The sequence below is a fragment of the Paraburkholderia sp. XV genome, from assembly GCF_020177535.1.
Taxonomy (GTDB): Bacteria; Pseudomonadota; Gammaproteobacteria; order Burkholderiales; family Burkholderiaceae; genus Paraburkholderia; species Paraburkholderia caribensis.
The window spans coordinates 19,191-43,758 of sequence record NZ_JAGUUD010000047.1 but is presented as its reverse complement, the minus strand read 5'-3'; the positions used below and the strand labels follow the sequence as shown (position 1 = coordinate 43,758).

Sequence of the window (24,568 nt, the reverse complement as noted above, 5' to 3'; positions counted from 1 at the left end):
TTTCACCTCATATGGGACGCCCGGGCCGCCTTCGATATGACGTGTACGTTGCTACTCCGCCATCTCGCAGCCGCAACGCACTCGAACGCGCGGCTACGTCAGCGAAAAAGGCCCCGGCTGCATCTGCGAGCCGGGGCCCTCTCTACCCGGCGAGTGCGCTCAGTGCGCGCCCGCTGCCGCTGCGCCACCGCCGCCGCCCTTGCGCGGCTTCGTCAGCCAGATCAGCGGAATGATGACGATGAAGATCATCGCCGACAACCAGAAGATGTCGTTCAAGCCGAGCATCGCCGCCTGTGCATTGAGCGATTGCTCGAAAAACGCTCGGGCCTGATCCATGCTGCCGCCGAGCGTCGCGTGAATGCTGGAGAGCGCGTTCGTGAAGGCGGGGTTGTTCACGCTCGACTGTTCCGCGAGTTGCGCGTGATGCAGGATCGTCCGGTTGTTCCAGCCCGTCGAGATCAACGACGTGCCCACGCCGCCCGCGAAGATCCGTACGAAGTTCGACAGGCCCGCTGCGGCGGGAATCTTTTCGGCGGGCAGGCCCGACAGGATGATCGCGGTCAGCGGCGTGAAAAAGAGCGCCATGGGAATGCCTTGCAGCAGCGTCGGCACGACCAGGGTGGTCGGGTCGACGCCCGTCGTGTATTGCGAGCGCATGAAGAACACGCCAGCAAAGCCGAGGAACGCCAGCGTCGCGAGCAGCCGTGCATCGGTCCTCGGCATGATCTTCGCCATCACGGGCGCGAGCAGTACGGCGAACACGCCAAGCGGTGCGGTCACGAGACCCGCGTCCACCGAACGATAGCCGAGATAGCCCTGAATCCACTGCGGCAAAATCACGAGGTTCGCGAAGAACACGCCATACGCCACCGAAATCGCAATCGTCCCGCCGCGGAAATTTTGCACCGCGAAGAGCCGCAGATCGACGATCGGGTTTTTTTCCGTAAACTCCCAGATCAGGAAAAAGATAAAGCTTACGGCCGCGACAGCCGTGAGCGTGCAGATCACGGGCGAGCTGAACCAGTCGAGATCCTTGCCCTTGTCGAGCATGATCTGCAGCGATGCGACCCAGACGACCAGCGACAACAGGCCGATCTTGTCGATGGGCAATTTGCGCGTCTGCGATTCGCGGTCGCGATAGAGCATCCACGTCACGCCGGCGGCGAACAGTCCGACGGGAATGTTGATATAGAAGATCCACGACCAGCTGTAGCTGTCGGTGATCCAGCCGCCGAGCGCGGGGCCCGCAATCGGACCGACGGTAGCCGTCATCGCCCACAGCGAAAGTGCCGTCGCGCTTTTCTCCTTCGGATACGAAGCGAGCAGAATGGCCTGCGAAAGCGGCGTCAACGGCCCCGCCACGAGACCCTGCAAGATGCGCGCGGCCAGCAGCACGACCAGGTTCGGCGCGATGCCGCACAGCCACGACGAGAACACGAACAGCAGGATCGAGATGACGAACAGCTTGATCTGACCGACGCGCTGCGTGAGCCAGCCCGTCAGCGGAATGGCGATCGCATTGGCCGCCGAGAACAACGTGATCACCCAGGTGCCTTCGTCGACGGAGACGCCGAGATTGCCCGAGATGGTGGGAATCGCAACGTTCGCGATGGACGAATCCAGCACGTTCATGAACGTCGCGAGCGCGACGGCGAGTGTCGCGAGGACCAGCTTGCCGCCTGTGAACGGGGCCGGTGCGGTTTGCGTCGAGGGATTCATGGCGCTTTCTTTATCTGACCTGTCAATTATCTGAGCGAACGAGGACGCACCTTGTGTTTGCGTCCTCCGTTGCGGCTTAGCCTGCGCGCTGCGCCGTGGCGCGCTTGTCGCCTGGCTTGTCGCCTGCGTCGCGCTTCGCGAGCGGCCGCGACGCATCACGCGTCGTCACCATGTTCTGCGCGATGATCCTGTCGATCTCGGCATCGGCCTGTGCGCCGTATTGCGCGAACACATCCGTGCGATACGTCGTGTTCATCGCCGCGCCGAGTTGCGGACCCGCGTTGTCGTGCGTGTCGACATCGACGTCCATCGACAGGCCGATACGCAGCGGATGCGCCTCCAGTTCCTTCTGGTCGAGCTGGATGCGCGCGGGCAGGCGCTGCACGACCTTGATCCAGTTGCCCGTTGCGTTCTGCGCGGGCAGCGTCGCGAATGCGCTGCCCGTGCCCGCTGAAAAGCCGACCACGCGGCCGTGATATTCGACCTTGCCGCCGTACACGTCGGCCGTCAGCGTGACGGGCTGGCCGATGCGCATGTTGCGCAACTGGTTTTCCTTGTAGTTCGCGTCGACCCAAACGCCGTCGAGCGGCACGACGGCCATCAACGGCGTTCCCGGCGACACACGCTGTCCGACCTGCACGGAACGCTTCGCGACATAACCGGTGACGGGCGCGGGCAGCGTGTTGCGCGCATACGAGAGGTACGCGTCGCGCACCTTCGATGCCGCGGCCTGCACGTTGGGGTGCTGGGCGATCGTCGTGTGGTCGGTCAACGCGCGGTTCGCTTCCGCCTGCTGACGCGCGGCGTCGAGCGCGGCCTGCGCGGCGTTCACGGCGTCGCGTGCATGTGCGATGTCTTCGGCGGATACCGCGCCCGTGCCCGCGACAGCCTGGCGGCGGCGCAGATCGTCCTGCGCGCGCGCCAGGTCCGATTGCTTCTGCGCGACGTTCGCCGCGTAGAAATCGTTGTTCACGTACAGGCTGCTCACCTGACGGACGGTCTGTCCAAGCGCCGCTTCCGCGTTGCCGAGCGCGATCTTCGCGTCGGCGTTGTCGAGCGTCACGACCGGGTCGCCGGCCTTCACGATTTGCGTGTCGTCGGCGTTGACGGCAATCACCGTGCCCGTCACCTGCGGCGTCAGTTGCACGAGGTTGCCGCTGACGTATGCGTCGTCGGTGGTCTCGTGGTAGCGCGAGTAGGTCATGTAGTACGCGCCGTAAGCCGCAGCCGACACGACGACGGCCGCGCCCAGCAGCGAGAGCAGCAACTTGCGCTTGCGCGTGTTGGGTTCGTTCGCTTCGACAGCTTGGGCCGGTGCCGCAGCGGACTTCGCACCGGGCTTTGCATCCGGCGCTTGCGTCGTTTCGCGCTCCGGGGTGTTGATTTCGCTCATTTTCAGTTCTCCAGGCAATGCGATGAAAGGCCGCTCAGTGCGCAGCGGCGGCAGACGTTTCTGTGGCCGAGGCGACGCGCGCGTTCTGACCGGCGTTCGACGTGTCGACGAAACCGCCGCCCAATGCCGACGCGAGCGCGATCTGCTGGTCGCGGCGATCCATGCGCAGGTTCGCGACGGACTGATCGGCGGCGAGCGCGTTGACGTCGGCATTCAGTACGGTCAGCTGGTTCGTGAGTCCCGCCTTGTATTGCACGAGCGCAAGCTGGTCGGCCTGACGCGCGGCGGTCTGCGCCGCTTGCGCATCGACGAGCTGGCCGTCCGTCGAGCGCACGCCGGCGAGTTGCGTGGCGACTTCGCTCAATGCGGTCACGAGCGTCTGGTTGTAGGTTGCGACCGCATAATCGAAGTCGGCGTAACGGCCCTTCAGTTGCGCGCGCAGTTCGCCCGCGTCGAAGATGGGCAGATGGATCGCGGGACCGGCCGAGGCCGTGCGGCTCGCCGCCGTCAGGAAGCGGCCGAAGCCGAATGCGTCGAGCCCGATCGCGGCGCTCAGATTGATGTCGGGATAGAACTCGGCCTTCGCTTCCTTCACGTCATGCGTCATCGCATCGACGCGCCAGCGCGCAGCGACGATGTCCGGGCGACGGCTGACCAGATCGGCGGGCAGGTTGTCGGGCAGGTTCACCTCGTCGCCGATACCCAGCGTCGGCCGCGCGATTTGCAGCCCACGGTCCGGACCCGCACCGAGCAGCGCGGCGATCTGGTAGCGCGTGGTGAGAATCTGTCCGTCGAGCGCCTTCAGCGCGGCGCGGCTCGTCGCCAGATTCGCCTGCGCCGTCTTGCGTTCGACCTCCGTGTCGAGCCCCGTCGCGATACGGCCCGCCGTAATGCGGTCGATCTGTTCGCGCTGCGCGATCTCCTGCTGCGCGATGTCGCGCAACACGTAAAGGCGTGCTAGCTGGTTATAGGTGCGCGCAATCGACGTGGTAAGCGTCAGTTTGACGACTTCCGCATCCGCCTGACTCGCCTGCAACTGCGAGATTGCCGACTTCAACGCTTCGCGGTTCTTGCCCCACAGGTCGAGATCGTACGAAGCGCTCAACAGGCCCTTGTTCTCCGTCTGCCACGAACCGCCCGTCGGAGGCGGCACCAGCGCCGTGCCCGAATACTGCTGGCGCGTGAGCGAGTAGCTGGCGTCGACGCGCGGCATCGTGCTCGCCTTCGCCGTTTCGCTATACGCCGAGGCCGCCGCCACGCGGGCACGCGCCTGGTCGAGCGTCGGGCTGCTCTTCAGCGCTTCGTCGATCAGCGCCTTCAGTTGCGCGTCGCCGAACTGGTCGGCCCAATCGGCGGCGGGCCAATGGCCTTGCCCGGCGGGAATGCTCTGCTGCGTCGCATACTGCTGCGGCTCGGCCGTCTTCGCATCGCTATGAATACCCGCATAGTTCACGCATGCCGACAGCACCGCCGCGAACATCACGGAGACACCGACTTTCAGTGCCCCCGAAATGCGCCAACTGGCGTTTAATTGATCACTCATTGTCTGACCTATCAGATAATTGGGTAAAAGAAATGTTCAACCGTTGAGGAACTTGTGCAGCAGACGGCGCAGTTCGTCGAATTCTTCTTTGGTGAAGCACTGAAGACGCTCGTTCAGCACGCCGGGCGCGATCTCCGCGATACGCAGCGCGACATGGCGGCCCGCATCGGTGAGTTCGAGATTCACGACGCGGCGGTCGTCCGCGCTGCGCGTGCGCGTCAGCATGCCGAGCGTTTCGAGCTTGTCGAGCGTGCGCGTCATCAGGCCCGTGTCGATGGCGAGATGGCGCGACAACGTGGCCGGCGTCGTGTCGATACCGCGCAACAGCGACATGAATATCCCCACATGGTGTGCCCGCACGTTCAGGCCCTTCACCGCTGCATCCATTTGTCCGACCACGAGGTTGCGCGCCTTGCTGATCGCAAAACCGATGTTGTCGGTCAAATGAAAATCTTCCTTCGAATAGTGCGACATCTCTGACTCCTCGCTATTTGCAGCAACAATAATTGACAGGTCAGATACAGTCAACAGCACGGCGGCGAAACTCATTGTTTCATCGGATGCAGCAGTTCTTATCGCTCAATCGGATAATGCGGCGGACACGCGCCGCCCGAAGGCGGCGGGAAGGAGGCTGAAGCGCGAGCGGCGCTCGGGCGCGCAGTCGTTTAGTCGCTCAGGAACTTGCGCAGCAGGCGGCGCAGCTCATTAAGCTCGGCCTTGGTGAAGTCTTTCAGGCGTGCATTGAGGACGTCGGGTGCGATTTCAGGAATCTGGTCGGCGACCGCGATGCCGGGTCGGGTCAGCGTCAGGTTGACGACGCGGCGGTCCTCATCGTCGCGCGAGCGGACCACCAGCCCTTTCGCTTCGAGCTTGTCGAGCATGCGTGTCATCAGGCCAGTGTCGATGCCGAGCATTTTCGATAGCTCGAAGGGCGTCGACGCGAGCTTCTGCCGGAGCATCAGCATGATGCCCATTTGCTGGCTGGAGATGTCGAGGTCCTTCAGCGCCGCGTCCATCTCCGTGGTGATCAGGTTGCGCGCCTTCACGAGCTGGTAGCCCACGCTTTCCGTGAGCCTGAAATTGTCTTTGGTGTAGTGACGCACGCGAAGCCTCCTGAACGAACGGCAATCTGACTGACCAATCAGATACTACCAAATCAGTTCTCGGCGGCCCGGCAAATTGTGGTTATTTCAGGCCAAGACGTCTCGCGAGACGGTTCAGGTTCGCGCGATCCATGCCCAGCGAGCGCGCGACGGCTGCCCAGTTGTGGTTGTTGCGTTCCAGCGCGTCGCTGACGAGCGTGCGCTCGTACGCGGTGACGGCGCTGCGGAAGTCGGTTGCCGTCGCCTCGTCCGCGCCCATGGAAGCCGAAAGGGACGCGGCCGCCGGCAGCTCGCCGCCATGGTTCGCCGACATGCCCAGATCGGGCGCCGTCAGCGTGAGAATGCGCGGCCGCTCGCGATGACGCGACAGCGCCTTGAACGCGCTGCGGCCGATCATATGTTCGAGCTCGCGCACGTTGCCCGGCCAGTTGTACGAAAGCAGCGCGGCTTGCGCATCCTGGCCGAGCCGGATGCTGAGCAGCCCGAGTCGTGCCCGGTTCTCTTCGAGGAAGTAGCCCGCGAGCAGCAACACATCGCGTCCGCGCTCGCGCAACGGCGGTACGCGCAGCGGATACACGCTCAGCCGGTGATACAGGTCCGCGCGAAAACGCCCCTCGCGCACTTCTTCGGCGAGATCGCGGTTGGTCGCGGCGATGAGCCGCACGTCCACCTTGTGCTCGCTATCCGAGCCGATCCGCTGCAATTGGCCGTTCTGCAACACGCGCAGCAGCTTGGCCTGCACGCCGAGCGGCAACTCGCCGACCTCGTCGAGAAACAGCGTGCCGCCGTCGGCGAGTTCGAATTTGCCGCGCCGGTCAGACGATGCGCCCGAAAACGCGCCCCGCACATGCCCGAACAGCTCGCTTTCGACGAGCGTATCCGGCAGTGCCGCGCAATTCAGGCTGATCATCGGCTTGTTCGCGCGCGGCGAGCCGCTGTGAATCGCGTTCGCGACCAGTTCCTTGCCGACGCCCGTTTCGCCCGTCACGAGCACGGTCAGCTCGCTGTTCGCGACCACGCGGATTTCGTTGACCAGTTGCTGATGCGCCGCGCTGCTGCCGATCAGTTCGCGGCTGCTCTGCCCGCTTGCCTGGCGGTACGCCTCCGCGCGCTGACGCTCCTCTTCGGTGTTGCGCTCGAGCGTGTCGATGCGTTCCGCGACGCTCACGGTCGCCGCTGCGAGGCTCAGAAAGGCCTGCAGCGTGTTCATGTCGATACTGTCGAAACGCTCGGGATCGAGCGAGTCGAGGGTCAACAGGCCCCACGGCCTGCCGCCGATCAGCAGCGGACAGCCAAGGCAGTCGTGCACTTCGAGGTGCCCGCTCACGCCTTGCACGAGGCCGTCGTACGGATCGGGCAGATCGGAATCAGCGGGGAAGCGCGTGGGCTCTTCACTCGACAGCAGCGCTTCGAAGCGCGGATGGTCGCTCACGCGAAAGCGGCGGCCCAGTGTGTCGCCCGACAGGCCGTCGATGGCAAGCGGCACGAGGGTGTCCTCATCGAGACGCAACAGGGCCGCTGCATCGCCGGGGAAAAGCGTGCGCAGCGTCGTCAGAAGACGGCGATAGCGCTCGCGTTCCGGCAAGTCGCGCGACAGGTCCTCGACGAGCGGAATCAGCGCGTCGAGAACCTCAGATGCAGTCAATTTAACCCTGTGTGAGGTCGTTTTAACCCTTGTCATATCCACGTCTGGTGTTTCTAAGTCGCTGATTTTACGGTCGTTTGAAGCTGGCCCGATAGATGCATAAGAGATTACCCGAAGCCCGCCGGATTCGCGCGGGACCCCACTCACCCCAACTGCAAGGAATCAACTCATGCTGTCAGCCGAACATCGCGCAATCGTCAAGGCAACTGTTCCGCTGCTCGAAAGCGGCGGCGAGGCGCTCACCACGCACTTCTACAAGACCATGCTGTCGGAGTACCCGAGCGTGCGCCCGCTGTTCAATCAGGCGCATCAACAATCGGGCGATCAGCCGCGCGCGCTTGCGAATGCGGTGCTGATGTACGCGCGTCATATCGATCAACTCGAACAACTCGGTGGACTGGTTTCGCAGATCATCAACAAGCACGTCGCGCTGAACATCCTGCCCGAGCATTATCCGATCGTCGGCGCATGTTTGCTGCGCGCGATTCGCGAAGTGCTCGGAGCGGAAATCGCCACGGACGCCGTGATCGAAGCGTGGGGCGCCGCCTATCAGCAACTGGCCGACCTGCTGATCGGGCTCGAAGAGCAGGTCTACGTCGAGAAGGAAACCGCGACGGGCGGCTGGCGCGGCACGCGTCCGTTCGTGGTGGCGCGCAAGGTCAAGGAGAGTGACGAGATCACGTCGTTCTATCTGCGTCCCGCCGACGGCGGCGCGCTGCTCGAATTCCATCCGGGCCAGTACATCGGTCTGAAGCTGATCGTCGATGGTGAGGAGATTCGCCGCAACTATTCATTGTCGGCTGCGGCAAACGGCCGCGAATATCGGATCAGCGTGAAGCGCGAGCCGAACGGCAAGGCGTCGAACTATCTGCATGATTCGGTGAATGAAGGCGCGACGCTGGATCTGCTGACGCCGTCGGGCGATTTCACGCTGGAGCACAGCGACAAGCCGCTGGTGCTGATCAGCGGCGGTGTCGGCATCACGCCGACGCTTGCGATGCTGAATGCCGCGCTGGAAACGTCGCGTCCCATTCACTTCATTCATGCCGCGCGTCACGGCGGCGTGCATGCGTTCCGCGACCATATCGACGAACTGGCGGCGCGTCATCCGCAACTCAAGCGCTTCTACGTGTATGAGAAGCCGCGTCAGCAGGACGAGGCTCACCACGCCGAAGGCTATATCGACGAAGCGCGCCTGATCGAATGGCTGCCGTCCACGCGCGATGTCGATGTGTACTTCCTCGGACCCAAGTCGTTCATGAAGGCGGTGAAGCGTCATCTGAAGGCGATCGGTGTGCCCGAAAAGCAGAGCCGTTTCGAGTTCTTCGGCCCCGCTTCTTCGCTCGATTGATCCAGCGTTTGTTCTTGTAGTAGTTGTTGCCTGTTGAGGCTACCCTGGTAGTGCTTTGGAAGAGACGGTACTCCGCGTCTCTTCCTTTTTTTTGTTTGCGCGAGCGCCTAGCGATCGTCTTCGTGAATCGACGAAGGATGACGGCACATTGCATCCACCGTTACTTCCATATATGGATAAAGCGGCAATTGCATGAGGATCTCATTGAGTTGCGCGGGGCTTTCCACGTCGAACACGCTGAAATTCGCGTACAGGCCCGCAATGCGCCAGAGATGTCGCCAGATGCCTTCCTTTTGCAGACGCTGCGCCATGGCCTTTTCGGTGGCCTTCAATTCGTTGGCGCGCTCGACGGGCATATCGGGCGGCAGCTTAACGACCATCTTCACGTGAAATAGCATTCGTGGACTCCCTGTAGATTCATTGCAGTTGCGCAGCTTCCACTGCATGCCGCGCTTTCAGACACTGCGGCCACCTGGAACGGCGGCCGCATTCATACACGTTCGGCGATACCAGTGGTATCAGGCGCGCACGCGCTCCACTTCACTCGTCGGCACGTTATTACGGTCCTTGACGAGGCTGAAATCGAAGTCGATCAGCGCGAACTGGCCGTCGATGCCATAAGGCTTGCCCGTTGCGCCCTCTTCCTTCTTGACGGCGGGCACGAGACCTTCGCGCGTCGCGAATGCGAAGTCATCCCACAGATACGGATCGCCTTCGATATTGATCTGCGTGGTCAGCTTGCGAAAACCGGGCGCCGACACGAAGAAGTGAATATGCGCCGGGCGATGACCGTGACGGCCGAGCAGATCGAGCAGTTGCTGCGTCTTGCCTTCCGGCGGCACGCTATAGCCGATCGGCACCACGCTGCGGAAGCTGTACGTGCCGTTCTCGTCGGTGCGGATCGAGCGGCGCAGGTTGAATGCGGGCTGCGATTTATCGAAGTGCGAGTAGTTGCCCAGATGGTTCGCGTGCCACACTTCGACTAGCGCGTCGCGCACCGGCTGGCCCGCTTCGTCCAGTACGCGGCCGCGCATCACCAGCGTTTCGCCCGGTTCGTTGCCGTTGTCGAGCCGTGCATGGCCCGTCGATTCCGGCGCGCCCGCCACATACAGCGGACCTTCGATGGTGCGCGGCGTGCCGCCCTGCAGGCCCGCCCTGGCTTCCGCTTCGTCGAGACGAACGTCCAGGAAGTGCTCGAAGCCGAGGCCTGCTGCCAGCAGGCCGAGCTCGCCGCTTTGGCCCGCTTCGCCGAGATAGTTCAGCGCGGACCAGAATTCGTTCGGTGTGACGTCGAGTTCGTCGATCGTGATGAACAGGTCGCGGATGATGCGGTTGACCACCTGCTTCGTGCGGGCGTTACCTTCGTGCGTGGCGCTTTCGTTGATCTTGTTCAACAGGGCGTCGATGGTTTTGATGTCCATGGGGATGTCTCCTTTTAGTCCAATCACTGATGACGATGTCAGATACGCTTATTGCGCTGCGGATTCAGCACCGCCATCGCTAAGCCTTGACCACACTCGCGCCGTGCTTCGAATCGCGGCGCAGTCTCCCGATCTTCTCCAGGTCGAGTTGAATGCCGAGTCCCGGGCCGCTCGGCAATTGCAACGAGAAGTTCTCGTAGCGCAGCGGCTCGGTGAGAATTTCTTCCGTGAGAAGCAACGGCCCGAACAGCTCGGTGCCCCACTTCAGTTCGCGGAACGTACTGAACAGTTGTGCGGAAGCGATCGTGCCGACCGCACCCTCCAGCATCGTGCCGCCATACAGATCGACGCCGGCAGCAAGCGCAATGGCCGCCACGCTCGCCGCGCCCGTCAGGCCGCCCGATTGCGCGATCTTCACGGCGAACACATCGGCCGCGTGCGCGCTGGCGACATCGAATGCATCGACGGGACCATGTAGCGCTTCGTCTGCCATGATGGGCACTGTCGAGCGATGCGTGAGACGCTTGAGGCCGCGGCGGTCGTCGGCAGCAATGGGTTGCTCGATCAGATTGCAGCCCGCGTCCGCGAGGCGTTCGCTCGCCCAGAGCGCTTCCGCCTGGCTCCACGCCTGGTTCACGTCCACACGGACTTCGGCGCGATCGCCCACCGCCGCCTTGATCGCGGCGACGTGTGCGATGTCCTCGGCCGGCGCGCGCGTGCCGATCTTCAGCTTGAACACGCGGTGCCGTTTCATTTCCAGCATCTGATGCGCTTCGTCGATATCGCGGCCTGTGTCGCCGCTCGCGAGCGTCCATGCGACTTCGACGGAATCCGTCACGCGGCCGCCGAACAGTTCCGACAGCGGCACGCCGAAACGCTGCGCCTGTGCGTCGAACAACGCGGTTTCGATCGCGCACTTCGCAAAGCGGTTGCCCTGGAAGCATTCGCGCAGTTTCGCCATCGCCTGGCCGGGACGGGTCGCGTCCATGCCCTTGAGCATCGGCGCGAAATAGGTGTCGATGTTGGTCTTGATGCTTTCGGGGCTTTCCTCGCCATAGGCGAGACCGCCGATCGTGGTCGCCTCGCCCCAGCCCGCTATACCATCCGTGCATTGAATGCGGATCAGCACCAGTGCCTGGCAATTCATCGTGGCGACCGACAGGCGGTGCGGGCGGATCGTCGGAACGTCGACGAGAATAGTGTCTACAGCGTGTATCTGAACGGCGCTTGGTATCATACGGCTCTCCTGCTGATGTGCCCATACTAGGGGCGCCGGCAAAATCCGTCCAAGACCGATTAAGTCTATTTCCATACCTTCGGGGCATAGATGGAACTGCGTCAACTTCGCTATTTCGTGGCGGTCGCCGAGGAAAGAAACTTCACACGGGCCGCCGAGCGCCTGAACATGACGCAGCCGCCGCTCTCGCGGCAGATCCAGCAGATCGAAGACATGGTGGGACTTGCGTTGTTCGAACGCGGCGCGCGTCCGCTCAAGCTGACGGAGGCCGGGCGTGTCTTTTACGCGCAGGCCAGGCGCCTGCTCGAGGAAAGCGATGAACTGCTGCCGCTCACGCGGCGGCTAGCACAGCTCGCGGAGCGCATCGTGATCGGCTTCGTGCCGTCCACACTGTATGGCCCGCTGCCCGATGTGATCCGCGCGTTTAGAGAAGCGGCGCCCCTGATCCAGATTTCGCTGATCGAGATGTTCACGATCGAGCAGCTGAGCGCGCTCAAGGGCGGACGCATAGACGTGGGCTTTGGCCGGCTGCGTTTCGACGAATCGCAACTGGCGCGCGAGGTGCTCGTCGAGGAGCCGTTGATTGCCGCCTTGCCTGCGGGCCACGCGCTCGCCGACATCGCGCAACTGACGCTCGACGCGCTGTCGAAAGAAACGCTGATCATCTATCCGTCGACACCGCGCCCGAGCTACGCGGATCAACAACTGTCCGCGTTCCGTGACCACGCCGTCGAACCAGCCGCCGTTCATGAGGTACGGGAACTGCAGACCGCGCTAGGTCTCGTCGCCGCTCAAGTGGGCGTGTGTCTCGTGCCGGAGAGTGTGCGGGGCTTGCGCGCGCGCGGCGTGACCTATCGGTCGATCCAGGAAACGAATGTGTCGTCGCCGATCATCATGAGCCGGCGTTTGCAGGATCAAAGCGCTACGACGGACCTGTTTTGCTCAATTGCGCGCGATCTGTTCAAGCGGCCGTTATCCGTCTAGAAGTCGACGCAGGGCTTTCGCGAAATGCAGTACGTGCAAGGCGCTTTAAGGGCGCTGAATGCTTCCGTCGTCGTCATGCCAGGACGCGATATCGACGGCAGCGGGACGCGTGACACGCGACAATCCCAATGCGAGTAAAGCGCCCGCCTTAAGCACGCATTCGACGAGCGATTGCGTAAAGATCCACGCCGATTCGTTCACTTCGACGGGCAGGCCCGGCACGATCGCGACGAGGCTCAGTCCACACAGAAACGAAAAGATCCACTGCGCGCGCTTCTTGCCACACGCAGCTGCCACGCCGATCACGGTCCATATGATCTTCGCCAGTCCGAGGGCCGCGATGCCGAGTTGGCCAGCGGATGGATCGAACTCCGAAGGCGTTTCGATCAACGACCAGCCGCATACACCGAGTATCAGTAGACGCGGTAGCAAAGCGAGCCGCGTGCTGCCGCGTTGCGACGACAACGGCAACACGTCTTCCGGACGCTGCGCATCGTCGCCCATGGCATTCCGGAACGAACGGTCCACGCCTGCCTTCACGTTCGAAACCTCCGCGTCGATACCCGCACGTCATTGCGAAACTGGAAGTGCGCATTGTCGGTCGCGGAAATCGTGAGCGGTAGTTAATCCTTGTTAACACGACTCACGCTACGCGTCCGGTCATCTTCTCCAAACGACCTGATCGGGTGCGGTTTTCAAACGTTTATAAGCGTCGCGATTTTTCGCCTTATCTGTTGTTCTGTTTTTGACCAGGTTCTCTTGCAAGCAACGGCGCCGCGCAGTCGACTACGACAACGAACGCAAGCGCCACCGCGCCAATTACAAAGAGTAGACGATGGTTGCCACCGCTGCTATTGAACAATGCCGAATACGTGTAGCCCGCTAGCGCCTGAAATGCTGCGAAGGTTGTCGTGGCGCGACTCCATGTCTTGTGCTGCCCGGCGTGATCGTGCGGCACGACTTCATGTACACGCGCAAGCATCATCGGCACGATGCCCGGCGGAAAGCTGCCGATCACGAGCGTCAGCACGCCAATCACGATCTGATTGCTAGACATCGCGAACGCCGCGACCACGACGATCTGCAACAGCGTGACCGCGCGGATCGCAAAGCGCCCGCCCAAGCGATCCGCCACGAGTCCATACACGGGCGCGCCAAAAATCGCACCGACGCCATACAGGATCCAATATGCCGCACCGACATGCGCGCCCGCCCCAAGTCCGCGCGCGATGAAATCAACGAGGAAAACCATCGTGGGAACGAGGCCGACCGCCATCAACGCGTACTCGGCATAAAGCACGCGGACTGTCGACGGATTGTGCGTCTTCGCAGACGGAAGCGCGTGCGAAGGCGCGTGCGCTTTGGTCGCCGACGGCCACCCGTACCACGTTGCCAGCGTCAAAACGGCGGAGAGGATCGCGATCCCGATCCACGTGTTACGCAAGCCGAGGTTGAGCAGCAGCGGGACGATCGTCCCCGATGCCGCAATACCGACGCCAAGGCCGAGAAAGATCGCACCGCTTGCGAGCCCCTTCCGGTCCGCGGGCACATGCGGGAGCACCGTCGCAGCGACCAGCACCATGATGGCTCCGCCCGCCACGCCCGACAGCAGCCGCCAGCAGAAAAACCACGCGACGGAAGCCGGAAACGCGCACGCAAGGAAAGTCGCCGTGACCAGCACCATCATGGCCCGCAACGTATGCGTGTTGGTCAGACGATGCGCAACGGGACGGCCGAGCAGTGCACCGAGCAGATAGCCTGCAAGATTCGCCGCGCCCAGATACACCACGTCCGAGGCCGCGAACCAGTGCGCCTGAATCAGCGGCGGAATCAGGGGCGTATAGGCGAAGCGCGCCAGCCCTATGCCGACGAGGCTCGCACAGAAGCCCGCGAAGATGTGTCGCCATATGGCGGTTCGGGCGATTCGACCGCTGGCGGGTGTTGAAAGTGATGCATCGGTGGACATGAGTATGGATTCCGCTAAAGGCCGCGCGTTGCGTGGCAGTTCTGTCATGTTCGGGTCATTTTCCCGCCATCTTTGACACTGCTGTCAATTGTGCGCATTCTAGACATACATGACAAAGATCGCAAGAATCCATTCCGTGGTGAGGGAAATTGCAAGCTGGGCAAGTTGCGCGCGGCGTTGCATGACATCAAAAAAGCGGTTACTCTCGCAACTACGACTCGCTTAGTCGTAGTTAACCGACGTGTTCGACATGACCGTGTGCCGCTTGCTGCGCGGCGCCATCGCAAACCATTCATCCTTCGGAGAGTTAAAGTGAATTTCGTTCAGACCGCTCTTGCGTCTACGGCGGCAGCCTGTATCGCACTGACGGCGCCTCATGCGGCGCACGCGCATGACGTCGATGGTCCTCGCGAGCACATCAGCCCGGCGTTCCAGACGCCCATTGCTAATGTGCCGGGCAAGGCCATGACGGCCATCGTCGTCGACTACAAACCGGGCGGCGTGTCGCCGTCGCATCGTCACGGTCAGGCGTTCGTGGTGGGCTACGTGCTGCAGGGCGAGATCCGAAGCAAGGTCGACGATGGCGAAGCGCGCGTGTATCACGCAGGTGAGAGTTGGACAGAAGCACCCGGCGCGCATCACATGGTCAGCGAGAACGCAAGCAAGACCAGCCCCGCGAAACTGCTTGCCATCTTTGTCGCCGACGACAACGATAAAGATCTCGTCACATGGGACAAGAAGTAATGGCAATACATCTTTAACGCTGCATCCCGCCGTGGCTAGAGCTGATGCGGGCTTTGCCGGGCCTTAAGGAGTTCAGACATCTGAAGCAGAAAGTCTTTCGTTGCACTTTCCGGTTAACAACGCTTAACTTGCTGTATGGCCGCCTGAACGTCCAATATAGAGTCACCGCGCATTGATGTCGGGACTCAGATTCGCGTATCGCTGCGCGCCATGCAGGCAAGTCACTGATCTGCCTTGCGAGCCACACCGTACAACACTGTTGACGTCAGCAGCAGCACCTCGGCCGCGAAGGAGCGTGCCGCCAGCCAAACTCTGTGACGGAGGTGAATGATGACTCGTCCGGTTGAAGAAGATATCGTTAGACGCGCATTGGTAGGCGTCCTGATGCCTACACCCGTTGAATCCAGCAGGAAAGCACAATACGGTCCAAAAAAGAAATTCCGCATGACCAAGCGGCCACCGCCTGAAGCGCTCGAGCCCGTTGCTGTCGAGCCGCCGCCGGCGCATATCTCCATTCTTGAACAACTTTCATCGAAGACGCTTAGCGTGTGCTGGAGCGATCCGCGCTCAGGCCATTATGCCGATCAGGTGTGGCGGATCGGTCTCGCACGCATGGACTCGTTCTGCGTGCTAACGGGTATGCCGATCCGGCGCGGCGACCCCGTGTTCCGCCCAAGAGCTTGCGAAAGCTATTTCCCCGCGAATCGGGACAGGATGATTCTGGCGTCTGCCGTGCCGTCGTGTCCAAGCGGGATCGTGCTCGAATAGTCTCGCGTGCACGTGCTCGCGTGCGCGCCATAAAACCTGAACAAACCTTAAGCGTCACGGGCTGTCATGCCCCGACGCTTCCACATATTGGTGCTGCGCGCTTTTGATCGGCGCGAGCCGGCCGCATGGCAACATTCGTTGCAGGCGCAGCACCGGGTCCCCTCGTCCACGCATGACCCCGTCTTGCGTGCCTTTGTCATACGCGTGACTTTTGCAAGGGTTACGCGAGAAGCGCCCGCGTGCCAACGCGACGGCTCGACGGGCACACGGGTGAAACCTGCGTCGCAACCGCATTCGTCCCGCGCAACACTGCATCCCGTTTTTCTCTCCTATTAGCCTGCCGCACTGCGCAACATCCTCGCGATGCCTTGCTGCGTATGGCCTGCGGCGATTTTCTGCGAGCACGCGAAGCACGCGTGCACCTGCCCAAGCTCACGCCCTTCTGTTGCTCACTGTCAGCAAACTCGCTATCCTCACAACTACGACAACATTGATCGCAGTTACTGGAGAGCAGGATGAAGATTTTCCACGTCGATTCGAGCGCCAAGCGCGAACGGTCCAATTCCCGCGCACTGTCGCGCCAGTTCATCGAGAACCTGCGCGCCGAGGGCGTCGATGTCGAGGTCGACTATCTGGATGTCACGGTGGATACGCCGCCGCACGTCACCGAGGCCTTCGCCATCGCGACCTACAAGCAGGAGCACGAGCGCACAGCCGACATGCGCGCAACGCTCGCCGCATCCGACGCACTCTGCAAGCGCCTGCTCGAAGCCGACGCCTTCGTCTTTGCAATGCCCATGTACAACTGGTCGATGCCCTCGGCATTCAAGGCGTTCATCGACAGCGCCACGCGTCCCGGCATTACCTACAAGGCGGACGCGGACGGGAACATCGTCGGCCAGTTGAACCGTCAGAAGGTGTTGTTCATCACGACGCGCGGCGCAGATTTGCGCCCTGGCAACCCATTTTCGTCGATGGATGCGCTGACGCCGGCGCTCAAAGCCGCATTTGCTTTCATTGGCGCCAACGATCCGCGTTTCGTCGACGCACAGCCACTGCAATTCTCGGATCAGGAAGCGCGCAGCGACGCGCTCAAACGCGCACATGCCGAACTGGCGGACGTCGCAGCCGACTGGGCCGCATGGGAGCGTGTGCGCGTCGGCAGCGAGTTGCAAGAAACGGTGTAATCGTCAGCACAAAGCGGCAAAAACGAAAAGGCCGCAGCGTTCAAGGCTGCGGCCTTCGTCACGTAGACGGCGTATCGCTCAGGAGCGCGCGCCGGGCGTTGAACCACCGCGCGAACTGCCGCGCTCGCGCCGCCTGCCCGTCGTACGGCCGTCCAGCCACTTCACGACTTGCGGCCCATAGCTGCGCGGCGCCTTTGCCGTCGTGCGGACGGCCAGATCCTCCAGCGATTGCGACGCCAACGCCTCGCGCATGCGCTTTTCGGCGTTCTGCATCACGGCGTGAATCGAGCACACGCCGCTCGTCGCCCAGTTCGGCGCGGTCTCGCCGAACACCGCGCAGCGCGTGCGCACTTCACGGCACTCGAACAAGGACTTGTCGCCATCGATCGCCGTCACCACGTCGAGCACCGAAATCTGGTTTGCCGGACGCGCAAGCGCAAAACCGCCCTTCGCCCCTTCCGTTGCAATGACCAGCCCGGCCTTATGCAACTTCGTAAATAGTTTCGCCACGTAGTCGGCGGGCACGCCTTGCAGCTCCGCCAGGTCGCGCACGCTCGCTTCAGGCACGCCGCCGGGCGCCGCTTCCGTCAGAAAAAGCAGGCAGTGCAACCCATATTCGACGCCTGCGCTGATGTGAGACATAGCCACTCCGACAAATTTAATCGGAGTTAGGCTACCGGCTTTTGCAAGCCGGTGCAACCCGGTGTCGGGCAAGCGGCATTAAAGTCTGAACAATCGAAGCGCGTCGCTAAAGCGGACGCAGACTGTCGAGCGAATGCAGTTCGAGCGTATCGTCGACGGACAACTCGCGGGCGATGAAGTCGATGAGCGTGCCCACGCGGCGGCTCGGCACCGCGCCCGCATAGACGGCGAACAGATCGACGCGCTCGCCGATAAACGCGTCCAGCGCCGTTTCGAGTCTGCCCGACATCAGCTCATGGTAGATATCCCAGCGGTTCTTCAGGATCACGCCATAGCCATTCACGGCCCATTCGCGCAGCACGCCGCCGTCGCTCGCCACGCGATTGCCGGACACTCTCACGGCAATCTGTTTGCCGTCGACGACGAACGGCCAGTTCGAAAACGGCGCATCGGGCCGCGAGAGAATCAGGCAGTTATGCGAGGACAATTGCGCAGGATGCATCGGCTTGCCATGCGTCGCCCAATACGACGGCGCGGCGCACACCACACGCGGCCCCGTTAGCAGCAGGCGCGCCTTGAGCCGCGAATCGATCAGCGGGCCATTGCGCAGCGCGAGATCCAGATGTTGATCGACGAGATCGACATGGCCATCCGTCAGCAGCAGCGACACCTGCACTTGCGGATGCTCGCTCATGAACTTGTCGAGCAATGGCACGACGCGCGTGCGGCCGAAGTCGTTGCTGGCGGTTAGCCGGATCGGCCCGTTCAATGGGCCGTCTTCGCGCAGGCTCAGAATCGCGGCATCCCAATCCGCAAGTACGCGGCGCGCGTCGTCGAGAAAGCGCTGACCTTCATGAGTAAAGGCGAGGCGGCGCGTCGTGCGCATGATGAGGCGCGCGCCCACTTCCTCTTCCAGCTTTTGCAGCGCGAGTGTGACTGTCGATGTCGACACCGTGCTCTTTCGCGCGGCCGCGGAAAAGCTCCCGGCTTCGGCGATTTCGACAAACAGCCTTAACGCGTCAAGCCGGTCCATCTTCGTGTCCGTTCGAAAGTCGTAGCAGTATGGAGTTATTTCGATTCGGTGACCCCGCCGCCATATACGATCGGATATGCACGCATAAAACAGCGGCGCGCCGTCGCACGGCACGAATCGACTCCTGAGTATCGAATACTTTGATCGGTCTCTAAAGACAAACTAGCGCCTAAATCGGTCCATAACGCTATTGCGTCGCTATTCGTGCTATAGCGCCAATGCGGCCGGTTCTGCCTGCATCAGGTTCTGCGTGCAGCGCGCATCATGCCAACGTAGAGCACCGCGCCTGCCACCGCACCGATCAGCCAGCCAAAGTTGTTTTCAGGCAGGACGTGCAGTAGTTGTGTGCACAATTCCCAGCCAATGGAAATGCAGCCCGACAGCGCGAGCGCCGCGACGCCGATCTTGTTCCAGCCGCCGTCGTAGTAGAAGCGGCCCGTCGATGACATCGTGTACAGCTCGGCCGTTTGCACCTGCTGTTTCTTGATCAGATAGAAGTCCGCCATCATCACGCCATAGAGCGGGGCAAGCACGGCGCCGAACACGCTGACGAAAATCGTAATCGCCTTCGGACTGTCGACGAATATCCACGGGCACACGAGTACCGCGAGTATGGATGCGATCAGGCCGCCGCGCTTGAAATCGACGTGTTTGGGGAAAAGATTCGCGATATCGTAAGCGGGCGAAACAAAATTGGCGACGATATTGATGCCCATTGTCGCCACGATAAACGTGACGCTGCCAATCACCACGGCCACCTTGTTCTGGATATGCGCGACGATCGCTACCGGGTCCATGATCATCGAGCCGAACACGGTCGCGCTACCCGAAGTCACGATCACCGTGATGATCGCGAACACGATGAAATTGACGGGCAGCCCCAAGAAGTTGCCCACCTTCATTTGATGTTCGCTTTTCGCAAAGCGCGAGAAATCGCCGAAATTCAACAGCAGTGCGGCGAAATAGCTGACGACGAGCAGCACGGCACTGCCCATGCCCGCGAATTGCTCCGCGCCTGTTAGCGTTTTGCCGCCAAGCGTCAGATTCAAACTGCCAAGCCCGGCCTGCGAGAGTATCCACGCCATCAACACGAACATCACCACATAGACGGCCGGCCCGCAAAAGTCGATGAACTTGCGGATCGTCTCCATGCCGCGTTGAAAAATCACCAACTGGAAGAACCACATGAACAGGAAGCTCACCCAACCTAAACCATCCAGGCGCAGAAAGCTGAAGCCTTGCAATGCAGTCGACGCAGGAACGAACAAAACCAGCAGCGTCGCCACCGCTTTCGAAGCGAAGTAGGTTTGCACGCCATACCAGACAATGCCGACCACGCCGCGAATCACGGCGGCGAGGTTCGCGCCCATCACGCCCATGCTCACGCGCGCCATGACGGGGAACGGAATGCCGTGCATATAGCTCGGCTTGCCCACCCAGTTCATCAGCACGTAGACGACGAGAATGCCGACCGTCAGCGCGATCAGCACCTGCCAGCCGGAAATACCGAGCAGAAACAGGCTTGCCGCGAATGTATAGCCGCCGACGCTATGCACGTCGGACATCCACATCGCGAAGATGCTATAGCCCGTCCACGTGCGCCGGGTGTGCGGCACGGGCGCGAGATCGTGATTGTGCAAGCGCGAGTCGGCCTGTTCGCCGGAATCGCCAAGACCGTGCGGCGCGTCGAAAAGCGGTGACGAGGACATGGCTCCCCCAGCTGGTTGCAGCATGGCCGTCTTCCGAAGACCGCCATGATCTGACGATGCGACGTGGTGCGCAGGCACGGTCTACGACAAGCCCGATAGGAATCGCGATCCGCGATGAAGGGTCTTGTTTCTGCAATATAGATTGTTTTATTAATAAAAGCGTCTGTCGATGCTTTCAAAAAAGCGCGGAGGGATGAATGCTTCCGTGACCGATGAACGCGTCGCACGGCGTGGGTTTCGCCGCTGACCGCCCCCGCCGGCGTCGTCTTGCGAATGACGCGGCGCCTGTTGGAGGAGGGTAATCCGCCTGTCGTTGCGGGCAAGGAAGCATGGGAAGAATATACCGGCCGGCACGCTGGATAGGCTTCCTGTTTACGGGGGACGATCCGCTGAACACGGAAGACTATTCCGTTAAAATAAAAATCATCCGAATATTCTTCCACGCTCAATCATGCAAGCCCGCAACCGCCCGCTGGACAATCAGGACCGCGCAATCATGCGCGCGCTGCAGAAGAACGCGCGACTGTCGAATGCGGAACTCGCCGAGGTGGTCGGCATGTCGACGACTGCGTGCTGGAACCGCACGCGTCAGCTGGAAGCGGACGGCTATATCCGCGGCTACGTCGCGTTGCTGGACCAGCAAAAGCTCGGCTTCGCTGATGTCGTGCTGATCGAAGTCACGCTCGACCGGCACGACGACGACGCGCTGGCCCGCTTCGGCGACGAGTTGGCCACACTGCCCGAAGTGCTCGAAGCGTATCTCGTGTCGGGCGAGTACGACTATCTGATCAAGGTTGCCGTCGACGGCACCGCCGGCTACGAGCGATTCCTGCGCGAAAAGCTCTACAAGATCTCGGGCATTCGCCACAGCCGCTCGATGTTCGCGCTGCGCTGCATGAAGAACATTCCGTCGGTGCAGGTCTGAGCGCGCAACCTCTCAAGGCCCGAACTGCCCGAAGTACGTTTCGCGCTCGACCATCACGAGCGCCGCACGCTTGTGCGGAAAATCGAACTCCTTCAGCGTGAACGCGCCCAGCCGGTGCATCCATGCAATGTGGCGCGTGTGATCGATGCGTGGCTCGCCGACTATGCGTTGCGTGCGCGGATCGTCGAGAAACATGTAATGCAGGATGCCGTTGAACCACGCGCGCAGCTTGCCCGCGCTCTGATAATCGCTGTTGCCGACGAGCAAATGCAGGCCGCGATCGAAATCGCCCGCGTCATAGAACGGCGCGACGCGATCCTCCTTCGCCCAATAGACCTCGAAGTAGGCGAACGGCTCGTCGTCGAAGCACCCGATCAGCGGATGCACATGCGGGTCCGCGCACTGCTCGGCCAGGTACGCCGCATGCTGCTCGCGCGTGCCTTTGAAGTCCCAGAAGTGCGCAACGCGATCCTGATTCTGCCAATGGTGAAAGGTGTCCGTGTCACGCTCGACGTCGACCGTGCGCAGTGTGAACGTCATGCCGACCGTCGGCATGAAGCGTCGATACACGGTGCCCTTCGGTTTCGGCGCGCGCACGGGATGACGCCGGTTGTGATGAATCGTGTAGCGCATCGGCATGCCTGCCGAAGAAGGCGCCGTGAGCCACAGCGACGGCTGCTGCCAGAAGCTCGCGCGCGACGTCGTGAGCCGCAGCATCGAGCCTTCGTGCGCCGCCGTATCCGCGATGCCTTCGCGGATCGCGCGTGTGACGAACGCATGCGCCGCGTCGTCGTCGTGCTCGAACGGCAAGGTCAGCGACACCTGCTGTCGCTTCGCATCGCGGCAAAAAATCTCCGCGAGCGCGGGCAGTAGCTGCACGGGTGCCGCATCACGCGGCCACGCCGACAATGCAAAGCCGTCCGGCGTTGGAACGAGTTCCTCAAAGGCCACGCGAGCGTTCATGCTTGTCTTCCTTTCCTCAAATGATCGAATGGCGGTGCTTACCAGTCGTAACGCGCCGTCGCCAGTACCGTGCGCTGGTTGCCGTAGAAGCACGCAAAGGCGCTCTGGCAACCGGTCACATAGCGGCGGTTGAAAATATTCGTCGCGTTCACTGCAAAGCGCCACTTGCTGATGTCGTAATGCACGGCGGCGTCGTACACGGTATAGCCCGGCACATGCAGCGAGTTGTCCGCCGCGCCCGCGCTATAGCTCGCGTAACGCAAACCCGCGCCGAAACCGAGACCCGTCAGCGGTCCCGTGTGCCATGTCCAATCGGCCCACAGCGAAGCTGTCTGATGCGGCAACGGAATCGCGACGGGCCACTTGTTCAGCGAATCGTCGTTGGCCTTGATGTTTTTCACATCCTGATACGCGTACGAAGCGATGATGCTCAGATCGCGCGTGATGTTGCCGACCGCGCTGAACTCGATGCCGCGCGAACGCACCTCACCCGTCTGCACGCTGAACGTCCCTGTCGGATCGGTTGGGTCGGGTGTCGTGACGTTGGTCTGGTTGATCTGATAGATGGCCGCATTCAACATCAGGTTCTTGTTGAACGGCTGCCAGCGCAAACCGAGTTCGATCTGCTTGCCTTTCGTCGGCTGGAAAGGCGTGCCGTCCGCGTTCACGCCAATCACGGGATTGAACGACGTCGCGTAGCTGATATACGGCGACAAACCGTAATCGCCCAGATACACGGCGCCCACGCGATACGTGAACGCGTGATCGTTCTGCCGCTGTTCGGTGTCCGCGACGGTGTTCGTCGTCGTGTTGCGGCTCCAGTCCTGGCGGCCGCCAATCGTGAAGACGACGCGCGGCGTCAGCTTGATCTGGTCCTGCGCGTAGACGCCAAAGCTGTCGAGCTTCGTTTTCGTATCGCTATAGCCGAACGAATTCGGCCCGCTGAAAATATCCGACGTCACGGGAACGTAGACGGGATTGAACATGTTCAGGCTCGGCGCCAGCGCGAGCTGTTCGCTATCCGTCGACAACTGCCGGTTGTATTCGAAGCCGAGCAGCACCGTATGTCCGATCGAGCCGGTGTGGAATTGCGCCTGCGCCTGATTGTCGATGTCGAAGCGCGAATAGTTCGGCTGGAACAGTCCCGCGTAGCGCGTCAGCGACGCTTGCGTCGGATCGGATGAATCGAGGCCGCCGCCGTACACCGTCGAGTTGTTCAACGACAGATGCATGTAGCGGGTGTTCTGGCGGAACGTCCAGGTCGGATTCAAGCGGTGCTCGAACTGATAGCCGACCGACCACTGCCGCTTGTCGTAACGCGCAAAGTTGCCGTCGCCCGTATAGAGATCGTTCGAGATCACGCCGTTCGGGTTCGGCAAAATCGTGCCGGACGCGGGCAGGAAGTTATCCGACACGTCGGTGTTATCGCGCAGATAGGTCGCGTACAGCGTCAACGAGGTATCGGCCGTGGGCTGCCATTTGATCGACGGCGCGAACATCAGACGCTGGTCCGGGTTCGGTCCCGTCGGCATGTTGCCGTCGCGCCCCACGCCGACGAAGCGGTACGTCAGCGTGCCGTCCTTGTCGATCTTGCCGCCGAGGTCGATGCCGATCTGCTTGCGCGCATCCGTGCCGATCTGCAATTCGATTTCGCGGATACGCTCGGCGGTCGGCTGCTTGGTCTGAATGTCGACGAGCGAGCCGGGGTCGCCTTGTCCGTAAAGTACCGACGTCGGGCCGCGCAGCACCGTGATGCTCTCCACCTGATACGGATCGACGCGCCAGCTCGCCAGGTTCAGCGTATTGGGCACCTGCAGGCCGTCGACGAACACACTCGGCGTGAAGCCGCGAATCGCCGTGTACCAGTCCGAGCGCGTGCTCGCGCCGTACGATGAAAAACCCGGCACATAACGCAGCGCCTGGTTGATCGAGGTCGCGCCCTGCTCTTCGATCTGCGCCGCCGTCACGATGTTCACCGTCTGCGGCACTTCGTCGAGCGGCGTATCCGTCTTCGTCGCCGTCGCGGTGCGATGCGCGACGAAGCCTTCCGTATCGCCCGCCGCCGTGCCTTGCACCTTCACGGCGGGCAACGTCGCTGTCTTGTCTGGCGCGCTGTTCTGGTTGTCCGGCGCCTGTTGCGCGTGCGCGTAACCTGTTGCCGTGGCGAGAAAAGTCATGCTGGCTGCCGCAGCAATGGCACGCCGCTGCGTGCCTGTGACCCACTCCATCTGATAC

The 24,568-nt window shown here is 61.9% G+C and carries 22 protein-coding genes; 6 read left to right on the top strand and 16 right to left on the bottom strand.

Going from position 1 to position 24,568, the window contains the following annotated elements; genetic code table 11:
* Positions 1-159: 159 nt before the first annotated feature.
* From KFO72_RS21795 to norR, 6 genes are all read right to left on the bottom strand, one after another.
* Positions 160-1,719: a DHA2 family efflux MFS transporter permease subunit gene (locus KFO72_RS21795; RefSeq protein ID WP_224100051.1), complete on the bottom strand. Its 1,560-nt coding sequence runs from the start codon at positions 1,717-1,719 to the stop codon at positions 160-162.
* A gap of 76 nt (positions 1,720-1,795) precedes the next feature.
* A complete protein-coding gene (locus tag KFO72_RS21790) occupies positions 1,796-3,112 on the bottom strand; it encodes an HlyD family efflux transporter periplasmic adaptor subunit (protein ID WP_060604273.1) in 1,317 nt (438 codons plus the stop codon).
* A 34-nt stretch (positions 3,113-3,146) separates the two neighbouring features.
* The gene (locus KFO72_RS21785; RefSeq protein ID WP_224100053.1) at positions 3,147-4,655 is read right to left on the bottom strand and encodes an efflux transporter outer membrane subunit; all 1,509 of its coding nucleotides are present in this window, start codon (positions 4,653-4,655) and stop codon (positions 3,147-3,149) included.
* Positions 4,656-4,691: 36 nt separating this feature from the next.
* Positions 4,692-5,129: a MarR family winged helix-turn-helix transcriptional regulator gene (locus KFO72_RS21780; RefSeq protein WP_060604279.1), complete on the bottom strand. Its 438-nt coding sequence runs from the start codon at positions 5,127-5,129 to the stop codon at positions 4,692-4,694.
* Between the two features lie 191 nt (positions 5,130-5,320).
* The gene (locus KFO72_RS21775; protein ID WP_054933038.1) at positions 5,321-5,758 is read right to left on the bottom strand and encodes a MarR family winged helix-turn-helix transcriptional regulator; all 438 of its coding nucleotides are present in this window, start codon (positions 5,756-5,758) and stop codon (positions 5,321-5,323) included.
* 82 nt (positions 5,759-5,840) lie between these two features.
* The gene (gene norR, locus KFO72_RS21770; protein ID WP_060604282.1) at positions 5,841-7,439 is read right to left on the bottom strand and encodes a nitric oxide reductase transcriptional regulator NorR; all 1,599 of its coding nucleotides are present in this window, start codon (positions 7,437-7,439) and stop codon (positions 5,841-5,843) included.
* Positions 7,440-7,572: 133 nt separating this feature from the next.
* Here norR and hmpA point away from each other — a divergent pair, with 133 nt between their 5' ends.
* Positions 7,573-8,754, top strand: a complete 1,182-nt coding sequence (hmpA, locus tag KFO72_RS21765; RefSeq protein WP_225033010.1) for an NO-inducible flavohemoprotein — start codon at positions 7,573-7,575, stop codon at positions 8,752-8,754.
* 107 nt (positions 8,755-8,861) lie between these two features.
* Here the strand turns inward: hmpA and catC are convergent, their stop codons facing one another.
* The 3 genes from catC to KFO72_RS21750 all read right to left on the bottom strand — a co-directional run bounded on the left by catC (position 8,862) and on the right by KFO72_RS21750 (position 11,412).
* Positions 8,862-9,152: a muconolactone Delta-isomerase gene (gene catC / locus KFO72_RS21760; protein ID WP_035999743.1), complete on the bottom strand. Its 291-nt coding sequence runs from the start codon at positions 9,150-9,152 to the stop codon at positions 8,862-8,864.
* Positions 9,153-9,272: 120 nt separating this feature from the next.
* The gene (gene catA, locus KFO72_RS21755; protein WP_054933041.1) at positions 9,273-10,175 is read right to left on the bottom strand and encodes a catechol 1,2-dioxygenase; all 903 of its coding nucleotides are present in this window, start codon (positions 10,173-10,175) and stop codon (positions 9,273-9,275) included.
* Between the two features lie 79 nt (positions 10,176-10,254).
* A complete protein-coding gene (locus tag KFO72_RS21750) occupies positions 10,255-11,412 on the bottom strand; it encodes a muconate/chloromuconate family cycloisomerase (protein ID WP_060604289.1) in 1,158 nt (385 codons plus the stop codon).
* A gap of 90 nt (positions 11,413-11,502) precedes the next feature.
* Here KFO72_RS21750 and KFO72_RS21745 point away from each other — a divergent pair, with 90 nt between their 5' ends.
* Complete coding sequence (locus KFO72_RS21745) at positions 11,503-12,396, top strand: LysR family transcriptional regulator (protein WP_107202093.1); 894 nt, start codon at positions 11,503-11,505, stop codon at positions 12,394-12,396.
* A gap of 45 nt (positions 12,397-12,441) precedes the next feature.
* Here the strand turns inward: KFO72_RS21745 and KFO72_RS21740 are convergent, their stop codons facing one another.
* Together KFO72_RS21740 and KFO72_RS21735 are read right to left on the bottom strand one after the other, a co-directional pair.
* Positions 12,442-12,936, bottom strand: coding sequence for a hypothetical protein (locus KFO72_RS21740; protein ID WP_054933044.1), 495 nt, complete (start codon positions 12,934-12,936; stop codon positions 12,442-12,444).
* A 187-nt stretch (positions 12,937-13,123) separates the two neighbouring features.
* Positions 13,124-14,362 (bottom strand): YbfB/YjiJ family MFS transporter, encoded by a 1,239-nt coding sequence (locus KFO72_RS21735; protein WP_225033009.1) that lies wholly within the window; start codon positions 14,360-14,362, stop codon positions 13,124-13,126.
* Between the two features lie 312 nt (positions 14,363-14,674).
* On the opposite strand from KFO72_RS21735, the gene KFO72_RS21730 reads away from it, so the two are divergent.
* From KFO72_RS21730 to KFO72_RS21720, 3 genes are all read left to right on the top strand, one after another.
* Entirely contained in the window at positions 14,675-15,106 is a 432-nt protein-coding gene (locus KFO72_RS21730) for a cupin domain-containing protein (protein ID WP_225033008.1), read from the top strand.
* A 444-nt stretch (positions 15,107-15,550) separates the two neighbouring features.
* Entirely contained in the window at positions 15,551-15,874 is a 324-nt protein-coding gene (locus KFO72_RS21725; RefSeq protein ID WP_060604299.1) for a DUF3331 domain-containing protein, read from the top strand.
* Positions 15,875-16,389: 515 nt separating this feature from the next.
* Complete coding sequence (locus KFO72_RS21720; RefSeq protein ID WP_062916056.1) at positions 16,390-17,061, top strand: FMN-dependent NADH-azoreductase; 672 nt, start codon at positions 16,390-16,392, stop codon at positions 17,059-17,061.
* Between the two features lie 78 nt (positions 17,062-17,139).
* Here KFO72_RS21720 and KFO72_RS21715 read toward each other — a convergent pair whose 3' ends face one another.
* From KFO72_RS21715 to KFO72_RS21705, 3 genes are all read right to left on the bottom strand, one after another.
* A complete protein-coding gene (locus KFO72_RS21715) occupies positions 17,140-17,703 on the bottom strand; it encodes an RrF2 family transcriptional regulator (RefSeq protein WP_054933048.1) in 564 nt (187 codons plus the stop codon).
* A gap of 106 nt (positions 17,704-17,809) precedes the next feature.
* Positions 17,810-18,736 (bottom strand): LysR family transcriptional regulator, encoded by a 927-nt coding sequence (locus KFO72_RS21710; RefSeq protein WP_060604309.1) that lies wholly within the window; start codon positions 18,734-18,736, stop codon positions 17,810-17,812.
* A 239-nt stretch (positions 18,737-18,975) separates the two neighbouring features.
* Positions 18,976-20,445 (bottom strand): NCS1 family nucleobase:cation symporter-1, encoded by a 1,470-nt coding sequence (locus KFO72_RS21705; protein WP_225033007.1) that lies wholly within the window; start codon positions 20,443-20,445, stop codon positions 18,976-18,978.
* A gap of 451 nt (positions 20,446-20,896) precedes the next feature.
* On the opposite strand from KFO72_RS21705, the gene KFO72_RS21700 reads away from it, so the two are divergent.
* Complete coding sequence (locus tag KFO72_RS21700) at positions 20,897-21,370, top strand: Lrp/AsnC family transcriptional regulator (RefSeq protein WP_035999713.1); 474 nt, start codon at positions 20,897-20,899, stop codon at positions 21,368-21,370.
* A 12-nt stretch (positions 21,371-21,382) separates the two neighbouring features.
* Here KFO72_RS21700 and KFO72_RS21695 read toward each other — a convergent pair whose 3' ends face one another.
* Both KFO72_RS21695 and KFO72_RS21690 read right to left on the bottom strand, forming a co-directional pair.
* Positions 21,383-22,333, bottom strand: a complete 951-nt coding sequence (locus tag KFO72_RS21695; RefSeq protein ID WP_225033006.1) for a GNAT family N-acetyltransferase — start codon at positions 22,331-22,333, stop codon at positions 21,383-21,385.
* Between the two features lie 38 nt (positions 22,334-22,371).
* Entirely contained in the window at positions 22,372-24,561 is a 2,190-nt protein-coding gene (locus KFO72_RS21690) for a TonB-dependent siderophore receptor (protein WP_054933052.1), read from the bottom strand.
* Positions 24,562-24,568: the final 7 nt, after the last annotated feature.